Source organism: Acinetobacter sp. SH20PTE14 (assembly GCF_021391555.1).
Taxonomy (GTDB): Bacteria; Pseudomonadota; Gammaproteobacteria; order Pseudomonadales; family Moraxellaceae; genus Acinetobacter; species Acinetobacter amyesii.
Genome location: NZ_CP090067.1, coordinates 3,199,857 through 3,219,738, shown reverse-complemented (window position 1 = coordinate 3,219,738; position 19,882 = coordinate 3,199,857). Strand labels below are relative to the sequence as shown.

The following is a 19,882-nucleotide window of genomic DNA, read 5'->3' as shown; positions in this document are numbered from 1 at the left end:
TTGAAGTGTCAGGCGAGACATATATGGCTGAACTTAATACTCCTCTCATTTTGGGTGATTTACACCTCAAAAATCGCGTTGTAATGGCGCCACTAACCCGTAGTCGTGCAACCATTGACCGTGTTCCAACGCCGATGATGGCTGAATATTATGCACAGCGTGCAAGTGCTGGATTAATCATTTCAGAAGCAACAGTCATTTCAGAAGCAGCTAATGGCTATTTGCAGACGCCGGGTTTATTTACCGATGCTCAAGTTAAGGGCTGGAAATTGGTGACCCAAGCCGTACATGAACAGCAAGGTTTAATTGTGGCACAATTGTGGCATGTCGGACGTGTCTCACATCCCGATCTTTTGAATGGTGATACACCAGTTTCTGCCAGTGCGGTACAACAGGCGGGTTATGTCAGTCTGCTTCGCCCAAAACGCGAATATGTCGTGCCACGTCCATTAGAGATTGCAGAAATCAAAAGCATTGTAGAACAATACAAACAGTCTGCGATCAAAGCCAAAGAAGCGGGGTTTGATGGTGTGGAATTGCATGCGGCCAATGGTTATTTGATCGATCAATTCCTACAAAGCAAAACCAATTTACGTGAAGATGAGTATGGTGGTTCTGTCGAAAACCGCACACGTTTATTGCTCGAAGTGGTGGATGCGCTGATCGAAGTGTGGGGTGCAGGTCGTGTAGGTGTGCATCTTGCACCGCGTGGTGATGAGCACGATATGGGTGATCATGATCCACGTGAAACCTTTGGCTATGCCTTAGAGCAGTTGGGGCAGCGGAAGATTGCATTCTTCTTTACTCGTGAATATCTGGCGGATGACAGTATTAGTGACTATCTGAAACAGCGCTCAAATGGTGTGCCGTACATTGCCAATATGCGTTTAAGCCGTGATGATGCTGTAGATTTATTGGCCTCTGGTAAAGCCGATGCAGTGTCTTTTGGTAAAGCTTATATTGCCAATCCAGATTTGTTTGAACGTTTGCTAGCGAATGCTGCATTGAATGAATTGCAGTTGGAAAACATGATTGGAACAGATGTTGCCGAAGGCTATATTGATTATCCAAGCATGAAAAATAAATTTGGTTCAGGTCGTTCAACCTATTAATCGACACTTGAATACGCATTATCCATTAACATGTGGATAATGCTCTGATATATTCTGCCGATTCAAACCGTTTTTGAGCGTAATAATTTGACTACTCCTTTTTGGTATAACGCAGCTTTGGCACTGATTAAGCCGCTATATCAATGGCGCCTCAAAAAACGTGCTGAAGATCTCCAACTATATCAGCAAGAGTGTCTTGAGCGCTTTGGGCCATTTCAGCCGGTTAAAAACCGCGATGCAATTTGGTTTCATGTGGTTTCCGTAGGAGAAACCAACGCTGCACAGCCGCTGATTGAACATTATCTCAAAGCAGGTCATCCGGTCTTAGTCACCAATACCACCAAAACCGGACAAGCGCGTGCGAAACAATTATTTTTAAAAGCACCGTATGAATCACTGTTTCAGGCCGTGTATTTGCCGGCAGATCAAAAAAAATTAGTCCGTCGTTTTATCGAAAAATATCAACCGAAAATGTTGGCTCTGGTCGAAACTGAACTCTGGCCAAATTTGATGATTGAAGCCGATCAGGCCAACGTTCCGTGTTTATTGATTAATGCCAGATTATCTGAAAAATCGGCGAAGGGTTATGGCAAAGTCCCGAGTTTGACGCAGCCGATGCTAAAGAGTTTAAAACAATTATTGGCGCAAGATCAGGCAACTTTAACGCGATTTATTGGGTTGGGTGCAAACCCGCATACCAGTCAGGTCGTCGGTAGTATCAAGTTTGATATTCATGCGCCCGATAGCTTTGTGCAACAAGCAGCGCAGTTACGAAAAGATTGGGCTTTACAAGAGCGTAAGATCATCACCATTGCCAGTACGCATGCACCAGAAGAACAAAAACTGCTCGCGGCACTGCAGCCGATTTTGCAACAACAGCCTGAGCTGTTATGTATCGTCGTACCACGTCATCCTGAACGCTTTGATGAAGTTTTTGTAGAAGCGCAGAAATTGAATTTACGTACACAGCGCCGCAGTTTAAAGCAAACCATTCAGCCTGAAACGCAGGTATATTTGGCAGATAGTATGGGTGAGTTATGGCTTTGGCTGGCAATGAGTCAGGCCTGCTTTGTCGGCGGGTCTTTAAATGAACCGGGCGGTGGACATAATATTTTGGAGCCTATCACGCTGCATGTCCCGACAGTATTAGGTCAGCATTATTTTAACTTCCAAACCATTGTGGATGAGTTTGTAGCGGCCCATGCGGTTGTGGTTGTGCAGGATTTTGAGCAGGCGGCCAGTGCATTGGTTGACATCATTCAAAATACTGCGAAAGCGCGGGCTTTAAATGATGCAGCTCAGCTGATTATGCAAAAGAATACCGGGTCGCTGCAAAAGCATATTCAGGTGATTGATCAGTACCTTTGATTTTTCACAATGAATTAAATTGTTGGATATTTTAAATAGATTTATGAATAGACTCGACGGAGTCTTACGTCTAAGTTTTGAAGAAAGGTGTTAGCCTTCGGCTGAAGGTACTCTTACGAAACGTTGTTTCTCATTTGGCAAAATGGGATGCGAAGCTTCGCAAGGAAATCATCTGGTGGTGCAATGCACCTCACCGACAAAACGCGTCGAATTTTTATGTCTAACAAATAATCGCTGAAACTCGAGTGATTCTATTGAGTGTTGCCTTGAACCGTTGTGGATGACGTTTTCGCGTATCCAATTGAACTGGGTAAGAGAATTTTTATGAACATCGTCTTGCTTGATCCTCGTCAAACTGAATCTGAACTTTGGAGTATTAGCGCCAAACGTCAAATTGAGCATTTAAAAAACCATGTGAATATACAGGTGGGCGATACACTCAAAGTCGGTATTCGGGAAGGAAAACGCTATTTAACCCAAATAGTCAGTATCAGTGATGAGCGCATTCAACTTAAACCATTACAAGAAGAAGAAGTACCTGCAAAGCATCCGGTGACTTTAATTGTGGCAATGCCTCGTCCGAAAGTGTTGCGCCGTCTGATCATGGATGCCGTCACCTTAGGCGTAGAAAAAATCATTTTGCTGCACAGTTATCGCGTGGATAAAAGCTATTGGCAGACACCATTTTTACAGCAGCTCGATCACTATGTGACGTTGGGTTTGGAGCAGGCAGGTGACACCATTGCGCCCAAAATTGAATTGTATAAACGCTTTAAACCCTTTGTAGAGGATGTTTTACCGAGCATGATCTCCTCGGACTATCCGGCTTATGTGGCGCACCCTTATGTCGAAGATGTGATGCCTGCAGGGATTCAACATGGATGTACGATCATTATTGGGCCTGAAGGTGGATTTATCCCTTATGAGGTCGATTTGCTCATAAAAAACGGTTGCCAAGCAGTCAGCTTAGGCAACCGAATTATCCGGACAGAAACTGTGATTCCGTACGTTTTAGGGCGATTATTTAGCTGTTGAAGCTTCTGTCTCAGCTTGATCACCACGGTAAACTTTCACTTCCTGTACAGGGTAAGGAATTGAAATACCATTTTGATTGAATGCTTGGATAACGTGTTCTTGCACTTCACTGATCGAGTTCGCAGTGGTGGTTTCTGTGGTATCTACCCACCAACGGACATTCAGATTGACTGAGAAATCAGCCAAAGCATTCACGTTTACGGTAAACGCAGGTTGGCTCAAAATCGTTGGGTCTTTGTCCAAAATAGCCAAAACAATATTTTTAGCTTTTTGAATGTCATCTTCATAACCAATACCCACCACAAATTCACAACGACGACGTTGATAAGCGGTATTCACCGTTACCGCACTGGTGTAAACCGTCGCGTTTGGAATCACGATACGACGACCATCTGGAGAACGTAGGAAGGTTGCACGGATCTGAATATCTTCAACCGTACCTTCCATGCCTGACACAATAATGTCGTCACCGATTTTAAACGGTTCACCGAGGAGAATCAAAATACCCGACAGTAAGTTCTGGAAAATATCTTTAAACGCGAAACCGATTGCGACCGAACCAATCCCCAATGCACTCATGAGCTGACCCGGTGTGAAACCTGGGATCGCAATGACCATTGCAATTAGGAAACCGAAGAACATAATGGCTGAGCTACCCACACGGTTCAGGACCAAAACTAGATTTTGTTTTGAGTAAGAACGGTCAGTGAGCGCTTTACGAACAAAGAATCTAAAGAGTTTAGACAGTAGATAGAAGATCGTAAAAACAATTAATGCGATACAAATATATGGCAGGCGTTCCCAAAATCCATCGACAAATTTATCGATCGTTGAGTATGCGTCATTATATTTAGAGGTATGTTCCAGCACGGTTTGTGCGGTTTTTTCTGTTGCCTCTTGCAAAAGTTGAGTCGTGCCTTGAGTGACATCACTCAGGGCATTTTCTTTTTCAGCCACGAGTTTTCCAAATGTTCCGGTTTTTCGCTATTTTGCCTGAAATTAGTGGCGAAAATAACCCTCATTTACAGGCTTGTGAACAGATGTATCAAAATTCAGACAGGCTCAGATTCGGTCAGTGGCTTAGAAATATTCAGTACCTTGTTGAATGATTTCTGTCGGCGATTCAATTTCACCGCTACCCATCATATACGAGGTGATGCTACCTGTAGCCAAGAGCGACAAGACACTGATTAAAATCATCAACCATGCCAGAATTTTTTCCCAAACTGCAGCAGGGCGTGGCGCGCCGTATTGATTTACGGTCGGTGTACCTGAGGCTAATAATAAATATAGGATAAAGAAAAGATTGATCACGGGGATAAATAATAATAGTAGCAACCAACCGGCTTTATTGAGGTCATGCAGCCGACGCACGACAAAGACACAATAGAAATAGATATAGAGAATAATAATCGCCAAATAGGCGAGGCCAGATATCCCAGTGAATATACCAACAAATTGCTCATTTAACGCCATGGTATTGATGTTGAAAATACCCACGGCAAGGCTTAAAGCGATTATGGCAAAAAAGCTGATGATATTGAGAAAGCCATACCAACCAATCATGCTCAGTCGACCAAAACGTCCATCAGGTTTCAGGGGATTATCCGATGTAGTGGTCGTCTGACGGGAAAAGAAAGAAGAGTCATTGGTGTTCATGATCGGATCAACTCAACGTATATGAAAGAATAAAAAAGCGGAGTGCTGAGTAAAATTACCTTTGCAGTATAGGTTTAATTGAACTGGTCAGATACTGAATTAAAACATGTTTTTGTTGAAATTTTGCTTATAGATGTGCTTTAAATGGGAAAGAATAATACGACCAAAGCATGATTGCTGCGATTAAAAATTAATCGCCATACTGCTGTGATGTAGGAATTATAAAAGTAGAAATGTGGCATGGCATCTCGTGATGAGATGAATCAGATCAAGGAAAATACAATATGAAAGAGATCTATCCAGTACCTGAAAGTTTCAAAAAAACCGCACGCATCAACGAGTCGGAGTACTTTGAGCGTTATCAAAAATCGATTGAACAACCAGATGAGTTTTGGGCGGAGCAAGCGCAAAAGATCGATTGGATCAAACCGTTTACCCAAGTTAAAAATACAAATTTTAAGCAAGATGATTTTAAGATCGAGTGGTTTGCTGATGGTGAACTGAATGTCAGTGCCAACTGTCTCGATCGACATTTAAAAGAACATCCACATAAACCAGCCATTATTTGGGAAGGGGATCATCCTTCGCGGCATAAAATTATTTCTTTTGAAGAATTGCATGATGAAACTTGCCGTTTTGCCAATGTGTTAAAAAAACATGGCGTGGGCAAAGGCGACCGTGTGGTGCTGTATATGCCAATGGTTCCAGAAGCGGCTATTGCTATGTTGGCCTGTACCCGAATTGGAGCAGTACATTGCGTGGTTTTTGGCGGGTTCTCACCAGACTCATTGGCAAGTCGTATCGATGATAGTCAGGCGAAAGTCGTGATTACTGCGGATTGTGGGATGCGTGGTGGCAAGCCCATTCCACTCAAAGAAAATGTCGATCTTGCACTCGACATTGAAGGCACATCTTCGGTTCAAAATGTCATTGTGGTGCACCGTACAGGTAACCCGATCGAAATGAAAGCAGATCGTGACCTGTGGTATCACATGGAAATCATGTCGGTCAATGATATTTGTCCACCTGAACCCATGAATGCCGAGGACCCGCTATTTATTTTGTATACATCAGGTTCGACAGGAAAACCGAAAGGTGTATTGCATACCACAGGCGGCTATTTAACCTATGTGAATTGTACCTTCCGTGAAGTTTTTGACTTAAAACAAGATGATGTGTTTTGGTGTACTGCCGATGTTGGTTGGATTACAGGACATTCTTATGTGTTGTATGGGCCATTGTCGAATGGCACCACGACCGTGATGTTTGAAGGTGTACCACAATATCCAAGTTGGGCTCGGACCGGACATATTGTTGATAAACACAACGTCACTATTTTATATACGGCACCGACTGCAATTCGCGCCATGATGCGAGAAGGGGATGCCTTTGTCCGAGAAAGTGACCGCAGTAGTCTGCGTTTACTAGGTTCGGTGGGTGAACCCATTAACCCAGAGGCATGGAATTGGTACTACACCGTGGTAGGTGAAAGCCGCTGCCCAGTGGTGGATACATGGTGGCAAACAGAGACGGGTGGTTTCATGATTACGCCATTGCCGGGAGCAACCGATTTAAAACCGGGTTCAGCGACGCGTCCATTCTTTGGTGTACAACCTGCGATTGTCGATGCTGAAGGCAATGAGCTTGAAGGTGCCGTAGAAGGCAATTTGGTGATTAAGGATTCTTGGCCGGGACAAATGCGAACCATTTGGGGTGATCCTGAGCGCTTTATTGAAGCCTATTTCTCCACTTATCCGGGGACGTATTTTACAGGTGATGGCGCACGTCGTGACGAGTCTGGCTATTATTGGATTACGGGTCGTGTGGATGACGTCTTGAACGTTTCAGGACACCGATTGGGAACGGCTGAAATTGAAAGTGCGTTGGTTGCACATGATGCTGTGGCAGAGTCTGCGGTGGTGGGTATGCCGCATGATATTAAAGGACAGGGGATTTGCGCCTTTGTCACCCTACAAGCAGGGACAGCTGAGACGGATGAGTTACGTCAGGAACTGGTGGCTTGGGTACGCAAAGTCCTTGGACCAGTGGCAACGCCAGATGCATTGCATTGGGCGCCGGCCTTACCGAAAACCCGTTCTGGTAAAATCATGCGCCGTATTTTAAGAAAAATTGCGGCTAATGAGTTGGACTCTTTAGGTGATACCTCGACCTTGGCAGAACCTCAAGTGGTTGAACATTTGATTGCTACGGTTTATCCGAAGTCATAAGAACAATTTGAGCGTGAGTGATCACGTTCTGATGAAAGTTCACTATGGCTTATATGAAGGATTATTAAAGCAATAATGAACGTCCTTTCTCCTATAAAAGTTGATTAGGATGAAGGGACGTTCATGATGCATTTTATCCATCCTAAATACGACGTATAAAATGATCAAATTATAAGTCGCCTGAATCTTGGTGACTTAGATTTCATTAGATATAGATTTTACAGATATAGACTGCAGGCATTGAGATAAGCTGAATGCCTTTACTTTGTTAAGCTAAAACGGTAACAGAATAATCAGACAGACATATGAATGCTTCAACTCCATTCACTCAAGATCCGATCGATATTGCCCAAAAACTGGCGGCAGAATTTGCCACGACGGCTGCTCAGCGTGATAAGCAGGGGGGAAATCCCAAAGCTGAACGTGATTTGATTCGTCAAAGTGGTTTACTTGCATTGTCCATTGGACAGCAATACGGTGGACAGGGTGCAGATTGGCAGACGATTTTTAAAACCATTCAAACCATTGCTCAAGTGGATAGCTCATTGGCGCATGTTTATGGTTTCCATCATTTATTAATTGCAACGGTACAGTTGTTCGCGCAGCCCGAGCAATATGGCCCGTGGTTTGAACAGACTGCACGTGAGCATTTATTTTGGGGCAACACCCTAAACCCCTTAGACCGTCGTACTACAGCGACGCAACTGTCTGAACACGAATACGTCTTTCATGGCGATAAAAGTTTTTGTTCGGGTTCTATGGATTCAGACATTTTGCTGTGTTCTGGCTTCAATGAAGATGGAAAATTATTGATCGGGGTGATTCCTACAGCACGTGAAGGCGTCAGTTTTCTCGGCGATTGGGACAATATGGGACAACGTCAAACCGACAGTGGAAGTAGCCATTTTGAACAAGTTAAAATTTCCAAAGATGAATTACTACTGAACCCAGGCCCATTAAGTACACCGTATTCGAGTTTACGTCCGTTGATTGCACAGTTGATCTTTGTACATATGTTCTTGGGGGTAGCCGAAGGGGCATTTGAAACAGCAAAACAGACGGTACAAAGCCAAAAAGCATGGTCAAAATCTTTAGCTGAAAATGCAGTGAATGACCCATTTATTCAAAAGCATTTTGCTGAGTTTTATGTGCAATTAGAAAGTGTACGTTTATTGGCAGATAAAGCGGTTCAGCGTTTGCAATGGGCTTGGGAGATTGGTGAAGCTTTAACGGCGGAACAACGTGGAGAAGTTTCTATTGCGATTGCAACAGCCAAAATTGCGGCCACCAATAGTGCGCTGTACATTACGCAAAATATTTTCCAAGTGATGGGCGCACGTGCCACGACGGCCAAATTGAATTTAGATCGCTTCTGGCGCAATGTACGTACCCAAACCTTACACGATCCGATTGATTATAAATATCAGGAGGTCGGTGAATGGGTGCTCACAGCGAAAGTGCCAGATCCAAGTTTTTATTCTTAAACGTATATTGCACATGAGCCAATAAAAAGCCTCCGTTTTGGAGGCTTTTTTGCAATGTGCTGTCAGTCGATTTAACGCTGATGAATATTTTCTAAGGTATCGACTAAGGTTCGCGTTGTTTGATCAATCTCATAATTCACGGCATCACCGACTTGGACATCTTTCCATGTAGTGAGGCGCAGTGTTTCAGGAATAAGATCGATTGAAATTTCACTATTGGCACGATCAACACGGTTCACAGTCAAACTGCAACCATTGAGTCCAATAAAACCTTTGAGAAAGAAATATTTAATATTGCCTGCCGGAATGTGAATATCGAGATGAAAGGTTTCCCCGCGATGCTCTAAGTTTTTGATCGTGGCTGTGCCTTCGATATGACCATACAGATTATGACCACCATTTTCTGCCCCAACTTTGGCTGAGCGTTCGACATTGACTTCATCACCGGCCTTGAGTGCTTTTAACGTGGTGAGTTGATTGGTCAAATCTGAGACATCAAAATGTACTTGGTTAGCTGCCAAATCAATATGTGTGGCCGTTAAACACACGCCATTAATCGCCACACTTGCCCCGATAAAGACATCATGAAAAAAATTCTGATGATTTGAAATCACCAAGGTTGTGAAGCCATTACCTTGACGAATCTCTAAGACTTTTTCTAAACCTTGCACGATGCCTGTATACATGGGAGCGTCTCTAAAATGATTTGCGTTTTCTGTATTGTAGGGACAAAACGAACGCTCGGCTATGCTTTACAGTGACCATTTCAGTACAGTGTTTTGATCTCTAACAGTTCGATCTTGGCAATATCTACAATGCTCGGAATGTTTCAATTGCAGTTAAGCGAGACTGCTTTATATCGACGATCGGTTGAGGGTAATTCAATTCCAGTTGAGGATTTTTGGCAAAGGGTTGGTGAATTTGTTTGGCATCCAAATCTGCCAGTTCAGGTAGCCATTGACGTAAATAATCCCCGTTCGGATCAAATTTCTGAGATTGGCTGATCGGGTTAAAAATCCGAAAATAAGGTACAGCATCTGTACCCGTCGAGGCGCACCATTGCCAACCGCCATTATTGGCCGCTAAGTCGCCATCGACAAGGTGCTGCATAAACCATTGTTCCCCCAACCGCCAATCGATCAGTAGATTCTTACTGAGGAACATGGCACAAATCATCCGCACCCGATTATGCATCCAACCCGTAGCCAGTAGTTGACGCATCCCTGCATCGATGATCGGAATGCCCGTCTGGCCGTATTGCCACGCAGCAAAGTCTTGTGGTGCATGGCGCCATTTTATTTTTAAGGTTTTGGTTTGAAACGGCTGGTGCTGAGAAACTTGCGGGTAGTCAAATAAAATGTGCTGGTAAAATTCACGCCAAAGCAGCTCATCGAGCCAAGTTTGTTGTCCTCTGTGGTCGATCTGGAAATAGCCGCCTTGTTCACGAAACAGGGCTTGCAGACATTGGCGAATAGACAAGATGCCCAAGTTTAAATACATGCCAATTCGACTGGTTCCATTGAGCGCAGGAAAGTCCCGATCATCAGCATAACGATGCAGATGTTGTTCAATAAATTCATCTAAGCACTGTAGTGCGTGATCTTCTCCAATCGGCCAAAGCTCGATTTGAGTAGCTAACAGCGATGTGGGATAAAAAGGACTTAAATCAAATTGATTTTGCCACAGCGGATGCGGTTCGAGAGCCGCTTGGGCTTCAATAGTGGGATAACAAGTAGGCAGACTGATGCTCAATTTTTCGTAGCAATTTTTCTTAAATGCACCGAAAACTTGATAAGGATGTCCAGATTGATTGCGAATACTGCCAACAGGAAACAGGGTGCGGTCATGGTACAGCTCAACAGAGATGTGCTGCTGTTCTAATAACTGTTGTACTTCGCGATCTCGTTTAAGTTCATTCACACCATGTTCAATATGTGCATGAACAGTGTGTATATTGAGCTGAGTACATAAGGTTAATAGCTCAGTGGCGATGTCTGACCAATGGGGAATATGCTGAATAATCAGTGGAATATTTAGTTCAGCCAATTGCTGTCGCAAAAGTTCCAGTTGGGCAAGATAGCGATGGATTTTAATGGGGGCATCATCATGCCTTGCCCATTGTTCAGGAGAAAGCGCAATAAAGGCAATCGTTGGACCAGACTGTGTCGCCTGCCACAGTGCGCTATGGTCATGTCGTCTTAAATCTTGTCGAAACCAAACCAGTTGCATGTTTATTGCCTCTTGTTTTGTTGGAAATATCACCAGAATTACGGGGGTGTCAATTGGTGATAAAATCATCTAAAAAATATCGATTTTAATAAAAAACCATATAATATCTATCGTTTAACTTAACCGATTGCGCACAATTCTGTCAGCTTAAGCGTACAAGCAACGAAGTTTTTGACGCTAGGCGCACTTTTAAATTTTACCTAAGATGAACTCATACAGGAACAGGACGTTCCGGAACATAAAACAATAACAAAGTGTTCACCATCAGGACTGTGAAGCAAGACAGGAGTCATGCTTAAGTATCCATATAGAAAAAGCCCGACAGGATGTCGGGCTTTTTCTTTGTCTACAGGTCAGCTCATTTTTCTAGAATCAGAGCATGTTTTTAAATGGTACTCGAGATAAAAAATCCCCTAAGCCGAGCCTTAGGGGAGGAAAGTGAAGTGAGCCGGTTGTGATTATTATGCTGATTACATGAGCTGTGACTGCATCAACAATTATGCTGATTTAGCCTGCACAACTTGCTGCTGTTGAGCTTCCAGTTCACGAACCAATGGCAACACTTTTTCGCCAAAGTATTCCACCTCTTCAATGAAGTGGAGAAAACCTGAGAGAACCAAATCGACACCTACACTTTTGAGTTCCACAATGCGTTCGGCAATTTGTTGTGGCGTGCCAATCAGATTGGTTTTAAAGCCGTCGTTGTATTGAACCAAATCTTCAAAAGTAGATTTTGCCCAGTTACCTTCGCCTTCTTTGGTGGATGCACCTGCTTCACGAGTTGCATCGCCAAAGGCATTGACCGCTTCAGTATTGGCATTGTCGATAATAGCTTGAAGCACCGCTTGGGCTTCTTCCTCCGTATCTCGGGCAATGATGAAGGCATTCACCCCGATTTTGACCTGATGGTTATTGGCCTTGGCTTTTTCACGAATATCATCGATCTGCTTTTTCAACTCAGCAGGGCTATTGCCGTTGGTGAAGTACCAATCGGAAACACGTGATGCCATGTCACGTGCTGCACGTGAACTGCCACCTTGGAAGATTTCAATATGCGGTTTTTGCACCGGTTTCGGAGATAGAGTGTAGTCTTTAAATTGATAGTATTTACCATCAAAACTAAAGTTATCCTGCGTCCAAACGCCTTTTAGGCTACGAATGAATTCTTCAGAACGCGCATAGCGTTGGTCATGCTCGGGCCATTCTTCTCCAATCGCATCAAACTCACCACGGAACCAACCACTCACGACATTAATCGCAATACGGCCATTGGTAAGATGATCGATGGTCGCCAATTGTTTCGCAGCCAGAGCTGGTTTCCAAGGGCCGGGTAAAATCGCTGCAATGACTTTGAGCTTTTCGGTTTTGGCCAAAATACCATGACTGAAACTCACCGACTCATGTTGATTTTCCGCGTTATAACCTGCGGTAAAACGAATTTGAGTCAGCGCATAATCAAAGCCACTTTTTTCTGCAGCTTGTGCCAAACGCACGTTATAGTCATAGCTCCAATCGGTACGCTGTTCAATATTACTGACCACCAAACCACCACTGACGTTTGGTACCCAATACGCAAATGTAATGTTTTTTTCTTGTACTGACATTTTGCAAACCCTCGGGATCGAATTGTTATGCTGTGGTGTTTAGGCCACTTGCGTTTTTGGCTTTTTACTATGCAGTCGAGCTTCAGCAGCATCCAAACTTGGAACGGCTGCAGAAGGAAGGACTTCTTCTTGCTCGATTTGCTTATTAATGCCCAAGTTTTGGTTGGCTTGTTGAGACTTGGCTTTCACCACTTCAGCACGCTGACCTTTGGCTGGAGCCCATTCCAAAATCGGCAGTGCACGTGCTACAGCTAAAGTAATGCGGTCACGGAGTAATTCACTATGAATGGTGTATTCAGGGGTGAAATCACGGTCTGTTGCATAGACTCCGATTGGTAATGTCTGCGCTTGGAAGAAGCTAAATAATGGACGCAGTTGATGTTCAAGCACTAAGGCATGGCGTTCAGAACCACCCGAAGCTGCAAGCAAGACAGGTACATCGACCAATGCAGTTTGTTCGACAAAGTCAAAAAAGTGTTTAAACAGACCTGTAAATGAAGCACGGTAAACTGGCGTTCCAACAATCAGCGCATCAGCAGCTTCAACGGCAGCAAGGTCGTCTTGTACACGTTGTGGCAATTGGTTACGGTAAATCGCGCCACCTAATAAATTGCCAATTTCACTAAACTTAATAAAATGCACATTGATTGGAGTTGCATCACCGAGTTCATCAACAATGGCTTGTACCAAAGCTTCAGTTTTAGATGGATTGTTTAGACCACCTGACACAGCAACAATATTCAGGGGTTTTTGTAGATTAACTTGAGACATTTTTTAAACCTAAAAGTGTGGTTTCTCGGAATGCCTTTTATTAATCCCGATGGGTGGATCACTGTAAAATAACGAAAATCAGAAAAGTTATCTGATTTTTAGATATGTTGGAAAAACCACAAGATTCGTGAAACTTCAAATTTTAAACTGTTGATATTTCAACATATAATGCTTAGATATAAGCATTTTTACTGTGTTGATAAAATTTATATGAAAATATGATTAGATTTAAAGATTTATAGAAAATGCGAAAAAAGACGCATTTTAGGTGAAAATCTACATTTTAAATGCAAAAAAATAAGTTCTTGCATATCCTTCACATAGCATGTGTGGTTAGAATAGGGTCATTGTGCACAAGATCTCTCACGTTGCTTATGAATATTTTAATCGTTGATGATCACCCGCTGTTTCGTCATGCTTTAATTCAGGCGGTTCGTTATAGTTTGCCTCAGGCGCAAATTCATGAGACTGCAGCAGTCAATGAATGCTATGAACGTCTTGAAAATGGCCCTGAGCCTGATCTTGTGTTATTGGATTTAAACTTGCCGGGTGCTTCAGGCTTTTCTGCCTTGGTACATATTCGCGCACAATATCCATCGATTCCAATCATTGTGGTCTCTGCGCATGAAGAAGCGTCGATTATCCAACGTGCGATTGCACATGGCGCGATGGGTTATATTCCAAAATCTGCGCATCCAAGCCATATTGGTGAAGCGATTCGTCAAGTCTTAGAAGGCGAGATTTGGTTGCCACCAAATTTACCTGCCAACATGAACTTTGACCCACGTGCTGCAGATGAAACGGCATTGGCAGAACGTATTCAGTCTTTAACACCGCAACAATTCCGCGTGTTAATGATGGTGGCGGAAGGTTTGTTGAATAAACAAATTGCCTATGAGTTGGATGTGTCTGAAGCAACCATCAAAGCACATGTGACGGCAATTTTCCGTAAGTTGGGCGTACAAAACCGAACCCAAGCTGTATTGGCAATTAATGCATTGAATATTGAAGAAAAGAAAATCTAAGGATTTTTTCCATAAAAAAGACCTCCACGATGGAGGTCTTTTTTTTCTGTTTAAGCACTAATGCTGGCGCTAGATCATTTCGGTGTAAATGCTGTTAGGTCTTTACATGCGGTTTAAAAGCAATAGAGTAATGCAACTTAACAATGACTTAAACAAACCACTTCAACTTAAGCAATATAGTCTTGCTTAGGCGTCAGATCGGTACAGTACAAAGGGTTGAGCGCACATTGCAGTTCATCAATTTGTTCATCGGACACATAGCCGCGCGCTTTGAGATAATCCGCGACACGGTCATCACGTAAACTCAAAAAGGCAGCATCATAAACACCTAAATCTACAAATAGGGCTGCAGTTTCTAAGCTGTTAAAACGGTCTAGATAAACATCATTGTCATACATCAGGAAGATATGGTCTTGCTTGGAGTTGGCATCAACATTTAAACGTTGTGCCAATTCAAATGGCGCTGTTTTAATAAACAGTAAATCGGATAATTCATCAAACTGTGTTTTATCCAACTGGTTTTTGTCGGTTTTGACTTTACCGAGCCAAGCTTTAAATACTAAGACCGCACCACCACGCAGTAGCATGCTCCAAATCTGATGACGGGTGTCCAAACCTAAGCCATTGGATTCTGCTTCTAAATTTTGCAGTAGTAGATCTTCCTGTTCTGCCAGTCGATCGAATAAGCCAAGACCTTGGGGTTTGTAGGCATTCGGTGCAAAGACATCAAAATTCAGTTCGTCAAATACCTGTAACGCAAGAGGAACGGCACTGCGATAGAGTGTTTCCAACGCTTCGACTTGCACATCACTTAATTTGCTGAACTTAAATAATTGACGCCAGTCGATCTCTGGCAAAATGGCATTGGCGCCATATTGACGATGAAACTGTAGATTTTGATCAAAACCATGCGGCATTGTTTCTGAAATATTCACAAGATCACTCCTAATATGCGGGGGAGATCAGCTTCTCAAGTGTTGAGTTATGACGCTTCTTGAATTGGCTTGAAACTGATCAACTTCTTATGAATATTTTTAAAACGAACGGCGGCAGCTAAATATACGACTAAAGTTTTAGTTTTTATTTTAACCTATAAAATACTGAGTTAAATCAAATAGATTTTTAATTGTAACTAAGTGTACAAGTGTTCACTCATGCATTCGATATTTTTTGCCATAGGCAATCTAAATTTGATATTTATGGCTAATAAATAGACGAAATGTCGGGGCTATTTTGAATGATCTTGCCGCTGAGACAAATTTTTTTGCCATTTAGGTAAGTTTAAGTAAGAACAAGGTAAACAAAAGCCCATTTCATGTGAATGAAATGGGCTATTTTTCACAGAGAGATGTCCTGTAACAGCGCTACTGATTTGAAATCTTCAAACCAGATAACCATGAACGGAGTGAAGCCGGTTTCAACGGTTTTTTCAGTAAGACGATGTTTAACTCTTTTAGACGTTGCGGTAGTTCAGGATCAGAATCTGCAGTAATCAGTGCCACAGGGACATTTTCCTGACGGTTATCTAAAATAAAGTCGAGACCGATCTTGTTGTTATTCAAATGTTGGTCAACCAACCAAACTTGAATATTCTCTTGTTGAATCAACTCCATGGCCTGTTCAGGTTCAGTGGCTTTAAAGACTTGATAGCCCCATTTGGTCAGTAAGGTCGACATCCCTTCCAAAATGGTTTCATCATTGTCTAAGCACAGAATCTTATAGGCTTTGGTTTTCAGCGGAACCGCTTGGGTCGGTGCAGCGACCACTTTTGGCGCAGCGACTACAGGGACTTCAATCATAAAGCATGAACCATGACCAAGTTCTGAGAACACATGTACTGGGTAGTCGAGTAAGCTGGTCATCCGTTGCACGATGGCTAAACCTAAGCCCAGACCCTGTTCACCCCATGGAGAGGTGTGTCCACAGCGTTCGAACTCTTGGAACAACTTAATGCGCTGTTCTTCCGCGATCCCAGGACCTGTATCCCAAACGCCAATACGAATATGCCCCGGACGTGCTGAACGTAGCACACCCACCACAACACGACCACGCGCCGTATAGCGTAGGGCATTGCTGACGAAGTTTTGGATAATACGACGAATCCACTGTGGGTCCGTGTCAATCCAGAACTGAGCATCGTGTACGGTCAGTTTGATATTACGCTGTGCTGCAATCGATTTAAATTGCAGTTCAAGATCACTGAGTAAGTCATGCAGCGGATAGGGCTGACGTTTCGGTTGAATGGTTCCACCTTCGAGTCGTGCAATATCCAAGAGGGCAGAGAGCATACTTTCCGCACCATGCAATGCACGATCTAGTTGCTGAAGCGTTTTACGATCATCATCATTTTGTACGCTTTGCTCGAGGGCTGTACTAAACAGACGCGCAGCATGCATCGGTTGCAATAAGTCATGGCTTGCAGCAGCGATAAAGCGGCTTTTCGACATATTGGCTTTATCGGCTTGCTCACGTGCCAATTGTTGTTCAGACAGGGCATCTGCCAACTGTTGGGTACGATCTTGCACACGGCCTTCAAGCAAGGCTTCATTTTCACGGAAAGCGGTAATATCGGCAAAGGTCGTGACGAAACCGCCGCCTTCGATCGGATTACCACGCATCTGAATTACACGGCCATCTTTACGAATCCGTTCAAATTCGTGTGCGCTGCCGACTTGCATCCAATGCATGCGTTTACGCACATGTTCCTCGACTGAACCGGGACCACATTCGCCGCGTTCAGCGTTATAACGAATTAAGTCTGAAATTGGGCAACCGACGTAGACAATGTCTTTTGGATAATCAAACAGTTTGAGGTATTGATTGTTCCATGCCACCAAACACATATTTTCATCAACCACGGACACACCTTGAGTCATATGGTCGATCATGGTCATGATCAGGTTTTGGTTAAAGCGCTGCCACTGTGAGGCTTGGTCAAGAATATTGGCGACCTGACCGAGTGCTAAACCATTATTGACCATGGCTGTGGTGAGTAAGGTACGGGCAGATGCAGCACCGATGGTGCCTGCAAGATATTGTTCGGTAAAACGCCACCACATGCCGTTGGCGCTGCTATTTTCATTTAAAACGACATTGTTTTGTGCGCAGAACTGGTTGAAGGCACGCATGGTTGGACCTTCACCGGTAATACGTTTTGCCAAAGTAATCAAATCACCTACTTTTAGACGCGCCACATCATGGTGAATATAGCTGATGTCGTTTGATGTACTTTGAGCAGGGAGCGGCTTGGTTTCATAATAAAAGAAACTTTCGGCCTGAATTTGCTCGGCAACACTTGGACGGAAGACGCGGGAAATCCAAATATAGAGGGTGATATTTAAACCGAGCGCCCAAACTACGCCATGGGTAAGTGGATCGAAAGATTCAAACCCTAACAGTGCTTCAGGACGTAACCAACTCAAGCCTAGCGGACCCTGACTTAAAAGATTTTCGGTAAATGTTTTAAATTGTTCAGGTAGGCTACGTAATACGGTTGGTAATAACAGGGTATAAGCCCACATGCCAAAACCGACCAACAGACCCGCATATACACCTTGCTTACTTCCGCCGCGCCAATATAAACCACCAATTAGCGCCGGTGCAAACTGTGCCACAGCACTGAAGGCCAATAGACCAAATACTGATAATTGGTCAATGTCATTGAAGAAATGGAAGAACAAGAAGCCCAATAACATGACTGCTAAAATACACACACGACGTGTGAATTTCAGTACGAGTGGTAGGCGTTTGTCATGACGTGACAATAAGCGTGTACGCCACAGTGCAGGCATGATCAAGTCATTACTGAGCATAATCGACAAGGCCACTGACGACACCAACAGCATACCTGTCGAAGCTGAAAACCCGCCGAGAAACGCAAGTAAGGTCAACCAGTCTTGGTTATAACTTAAAGGCAGTGAGAGCACGGCAACATCGGGGATTGCCAAGTAAGCCGGTGCTGCATGCAGCGCCCAACTGGCAATCGGGATGATCGCGATAATGGTTAAAATCAGATAAATGGCGAACCAACGACGAGCACCACGAATATGCTTTTCATCTCGCAGTTCAACCACCGCGACATGGAACTGACGTGGTAAACAAATAATCGCTAAAGCAGCCAATAAAGTTTGAATCCAGAAGCTTTCTGGCACACCTTTGAGCTGGACATCTTTAAAGGTAGTGTTGATGTCATGGCTGATTTGCGCCATGTTTTCAGGTGATTCAAAAACAAAGAAAAATGCGACTGCAAGTAGTGCAAACAGCTTGACGAAAGACTCAAATGCCACAGCCAACATTAAGCCGCCGTGCTGTTCAGTATTGGCAATCTGTCGTGTCCCAAACATCATCGCCAAAATCGCCAATACACCGGTCAAAAACAGCACACTATTGGTGGTACCTGTCAGACCAGCGGTCGGTTCTAAAATGACTGTTGCACTTAAGGCAATCGCACGTAGCTGCAAGGCTAAATAGGGAATAATGGCAATTACGGCAAGGATCGTTACCAGTGATGCTAAGGGGCCACTTTTACCATATCGTGCTGCTACAAAGTCGGCAATCGATGAAATGGCATGATGCTGACGGACACGCCCTAAACGTCGCCAAATATCATAGCCGAGCGCAACAAATAGTAGCGGTCCCAGATAAATTGGCAGGAAAATAATGCCCTCACGAACCGCGGCACCTGTTGCGCCATAAAACGTCCAAGATGAACAGTAAACCCCTAAAGTTAGACTAAAGAGAAGCATTCTGCCGCGAGTACTGAGCCTGCTGGCATGCTTTTCACCAAAGAATGCACATACAAAGAGTAATGCGATGTAAAGGGCCAATACCCCGACGATAAGCCAACTATTCATAGAGCCTGCAGCATATTAATTCTCGCTTAATGATAACGCATCCATAGGCTTAGGGAGGTTATTGCTCAAAATTTAACGACCAAAGTCTAAATTACAAGAGATAAGGAACATTGGTAAGTTTAGCTTCGAAATAATTCGAATTAGAAAATTGCGCGCCAAGGTTCGGCGTAAGGAGAACATTATGGATGAGAGACAGGTAGAACAAATTCTACAGAATCCAAAATTTAAGGAAATGGTTAGCCGTAAAAGTAAGTTGAGCTGGACTTTGACGATCATCATGTTGGTGGTCTATGTCGGCTTCATGCTACTTGTAGGTTATAACAAAGAGTTCTTGATGCAATCCGTGAGTGGTGGTGTGACCACGATTGGTATGCCATTAGGTTTGAGCATTATTGTATTGTCATTCCTGCTCTGTGGTGTGTATTCGTACATTGCAAATAATAAATTAGATGCATTAAACGAAGAAGCAATGCGTGAAGTAGAAGCAATTACTCAAGAAAAAGGACTTCACTAA

General features: G+C 43.5%; 15 protein-coding genes. 7 read left to right on the top strand and 8 right to left on the bottom strand.

Going from position 1 to position 19,882, the window contains the following annotated elements:
- Nucleotides 1-23 precede the first annotated feature (23 nt).
- The 3 genes from LXF01_RS15685 (at nt 24) to LXF01_RS15675 (ending at nt 3,515) form a co-directional block, all read left to right on the top strand.
- A complete protein-coding gene (locus tag LXF01_RS15685; RefSeq protein ID WP_233944689.1) occupies nt 24-1,112 on the top strand; it encodes an alkene reductase in 1,089 nt (362 codons plus the stop codon).
- 87 nt (nt 1,113-1,199) lie between these two features.
- Nucleotides 1,200-2,480, top strand: a complete 1,281-nt coding sequence (locus LXF01_RS15680; protein WP_233944688.1) for a 3-deoxy-D-manno-octulosonic acid transferase — start codon at nt 1,200-1,202, stop codon at nt 2,478-2,480.
- A 324-nt stretch (nt 2,481-2,804) separates the two neighbouring features.
- On the top strand, nt 2,805-3,515 hold the full coding sequence (locus LXF01_RS15675; protein ID WP_180107794.1) for a 16S rRNA (uracil(1498)-N(3))-methyltransferase: 711 nt from the start codon (nt 2,805-2,807) through the stop codon (nt 3,513-3,515).
- Here LXF01_RS15675 and LXF01_RS15670 read toward each other — a convergent pair.
- Both LXF01_RS15670 and LXF01_RS15665 read right to left on the bottom strand, forming a co-directional pair.
- Nucleotides 3,501-4,472 carry a mechanosensitive ion channel family protein gene (locus LXF01_RS15670; protein ID WP_078193200.1) on the bottom strand — a complete coding sequence of 324 codons (972 nt, stop codon included), beginning with the start codon at nt 4,470-4,472 and terminating at the stop codon, nt 3,501-3,503. The two genes, LXF01_RS15675 and LXF01_RS15670, sit on opposite strands and share 15 nt — an antisense overlap.
- Before the next feature lie 123 nt (nt 4,473-4,595).
- Complete coding sequence (locus LXF01_RS15665; protein WP_233944687.1) at nt 4,596-5,174, bottom strand: DUF805 domain-containing protein; 579 nt, start codon at nt 5,172-5,174, stop codon at nt 4,596-4,598.
- A 284-nt stretch (nt 5,175-5,458) separates the two neighbouring features.
- Here LXF01_RS15665 and acs point away from each other — a divergent pair, with 284 nt between their 5' ends.
- Nucleotides 5,459-7,402, top strand: a complete 1,944-nt coding sequence (acs, locus tag LXF01_RS15660; protein WP_180022761.1) for an acetate--CoA ligase — start codon at nt 5,459-5,461, stop codon at nt 7,400-7,402.
- A gap of 305 nt (nt 7,403-7,707) precedes the next feature.
- Nucleotides 7,708-8,886: an acyl-CoA dehydrogenase family protein gene (locus tag LXF01_RS15655; protein WP_233944686.1), complete on the top strand. Its 1,179-nt coding sequence runs from the start codon at nt 7,708-7,710 to the stop codon at nt 8,884-8,886.
- Nucleotides 8,887-8,957: 71 nt separating this feature from the next.
- Here LXF01_RS15655 and LXF01_RS15650 read toward each other — a convergent pair whose 3' ends face one another.
- The 4 genes from LXF01_RS15650 to msuE form a co-directional block, all read right to left on the bottom strand.
- Nucleotides 8,958-9,572, bottom strand: coding sequence for a riboflavin synthase subunit alpha (locus tag LXF01_RS15650; protein WP_180084424.1), 615 nt, complete (start codon nt 9,570-9,572; stop codon nt 8,958-8,960).
- Nucleotides 9,573-9,696: 124 nt separating this feature from the next.
- The gene (locus LXF01_RS15645) at nt 9,697-11,115 is read right to left on the bottom strand and encodes a cryptochrome/photolyase family protein (protein WP_233944685.1); all 1,419 of its coding nucleotides are present in this window, start codon (nt 11,113-11,115) and stop codon (nt 9,697-9,699) included.
- 497 nt (nt 11,116-11,612) lie between these two features.
- The gene (sfnG, locus tag LXF01_RS15640) at nt 11,613-12,719 is read right to left on the bottom strand and encodes a dimethylsulfone monooxygenase SfnG (RefSeq protein WP_180127389.1); all 1,107 of its coding nucleotides are present in this window, start codon (nt 12,717-12,719) and stop codon (nt 11,613-11,615) included.
- Between the two features lie 39 nt (nt 12,720-12,758).
- On the bottom strand, nt 12,759-13,490 hold the full coding sequence (msuE, locus tag LXF01_RS15635) for an FMN reductase (protein ID WP_078190544.1): 732 nt from the start codon (nt 13,488-13,490) through the stop codon (nt 12,759-12,761).
- 374 nt (nt 13,491-13,864) lie between these two features.
- On the opposite strand from msuE, the gene LXF01_RS15630 reads away from it, so the two are divergent.
- Nucleotides 13,865-14,515, top strand: coding sequence for a response regulator (locus LXF01_RS15630; protein ID WP_078190543.1), 651 nt, complete (start codon nt 13,865-13,867; stop codon nt 14,513-14,515).
- A gap of 167 nt (nt 14,516-14,682) precedes the next feature.
- Here LXF01_RS15630 and LXF01_RS15625 read toward each other — a convergent pair whose 3' ends face one another.
- Both LXF01_RS15625 and LXF01_RS15620 read right to left on the bottom strand, forming a co-directional pair.
- A complete protein-coding gene (locus tag LXF01_RS15625; RefSeq protein WP_171525947.1) occupies nt 14,683-15,432 on the bottom strand; it encodes a hypothetical protein in 750 nt (249 codons plus the stop codon).
- Nucleotides 15,433-15,879: 447 nt separating this feature from the next.
- Nucleotides 15,880-19,368, bottom strand: coding sequence for a hybrid sensor histidine kinase/response regulator (locus tag LXF01_RS15620; RefSeq protein ID WP_078190541.1), 3,489 nt, complete (start codon nt 19,366-19,368; stop codon nt 15,880-15,882).
- A 181-nt stretch (nt 19,369-19,549) separates the two neighbouring features.
- Between LXF01_RS15620 and LXF01_RS15615 the strand changes: the two genes are divergently transcribed.
- Nucleotides 19,550-19,882, top strand: coding sequence for a DUF485 domain-containing protein (locus tag LXF01_RS15615; protein ID WP_078190540.1), 333 nt, complete (start codon nt 19,550-19,552; stop codon nt 19,880-19,882).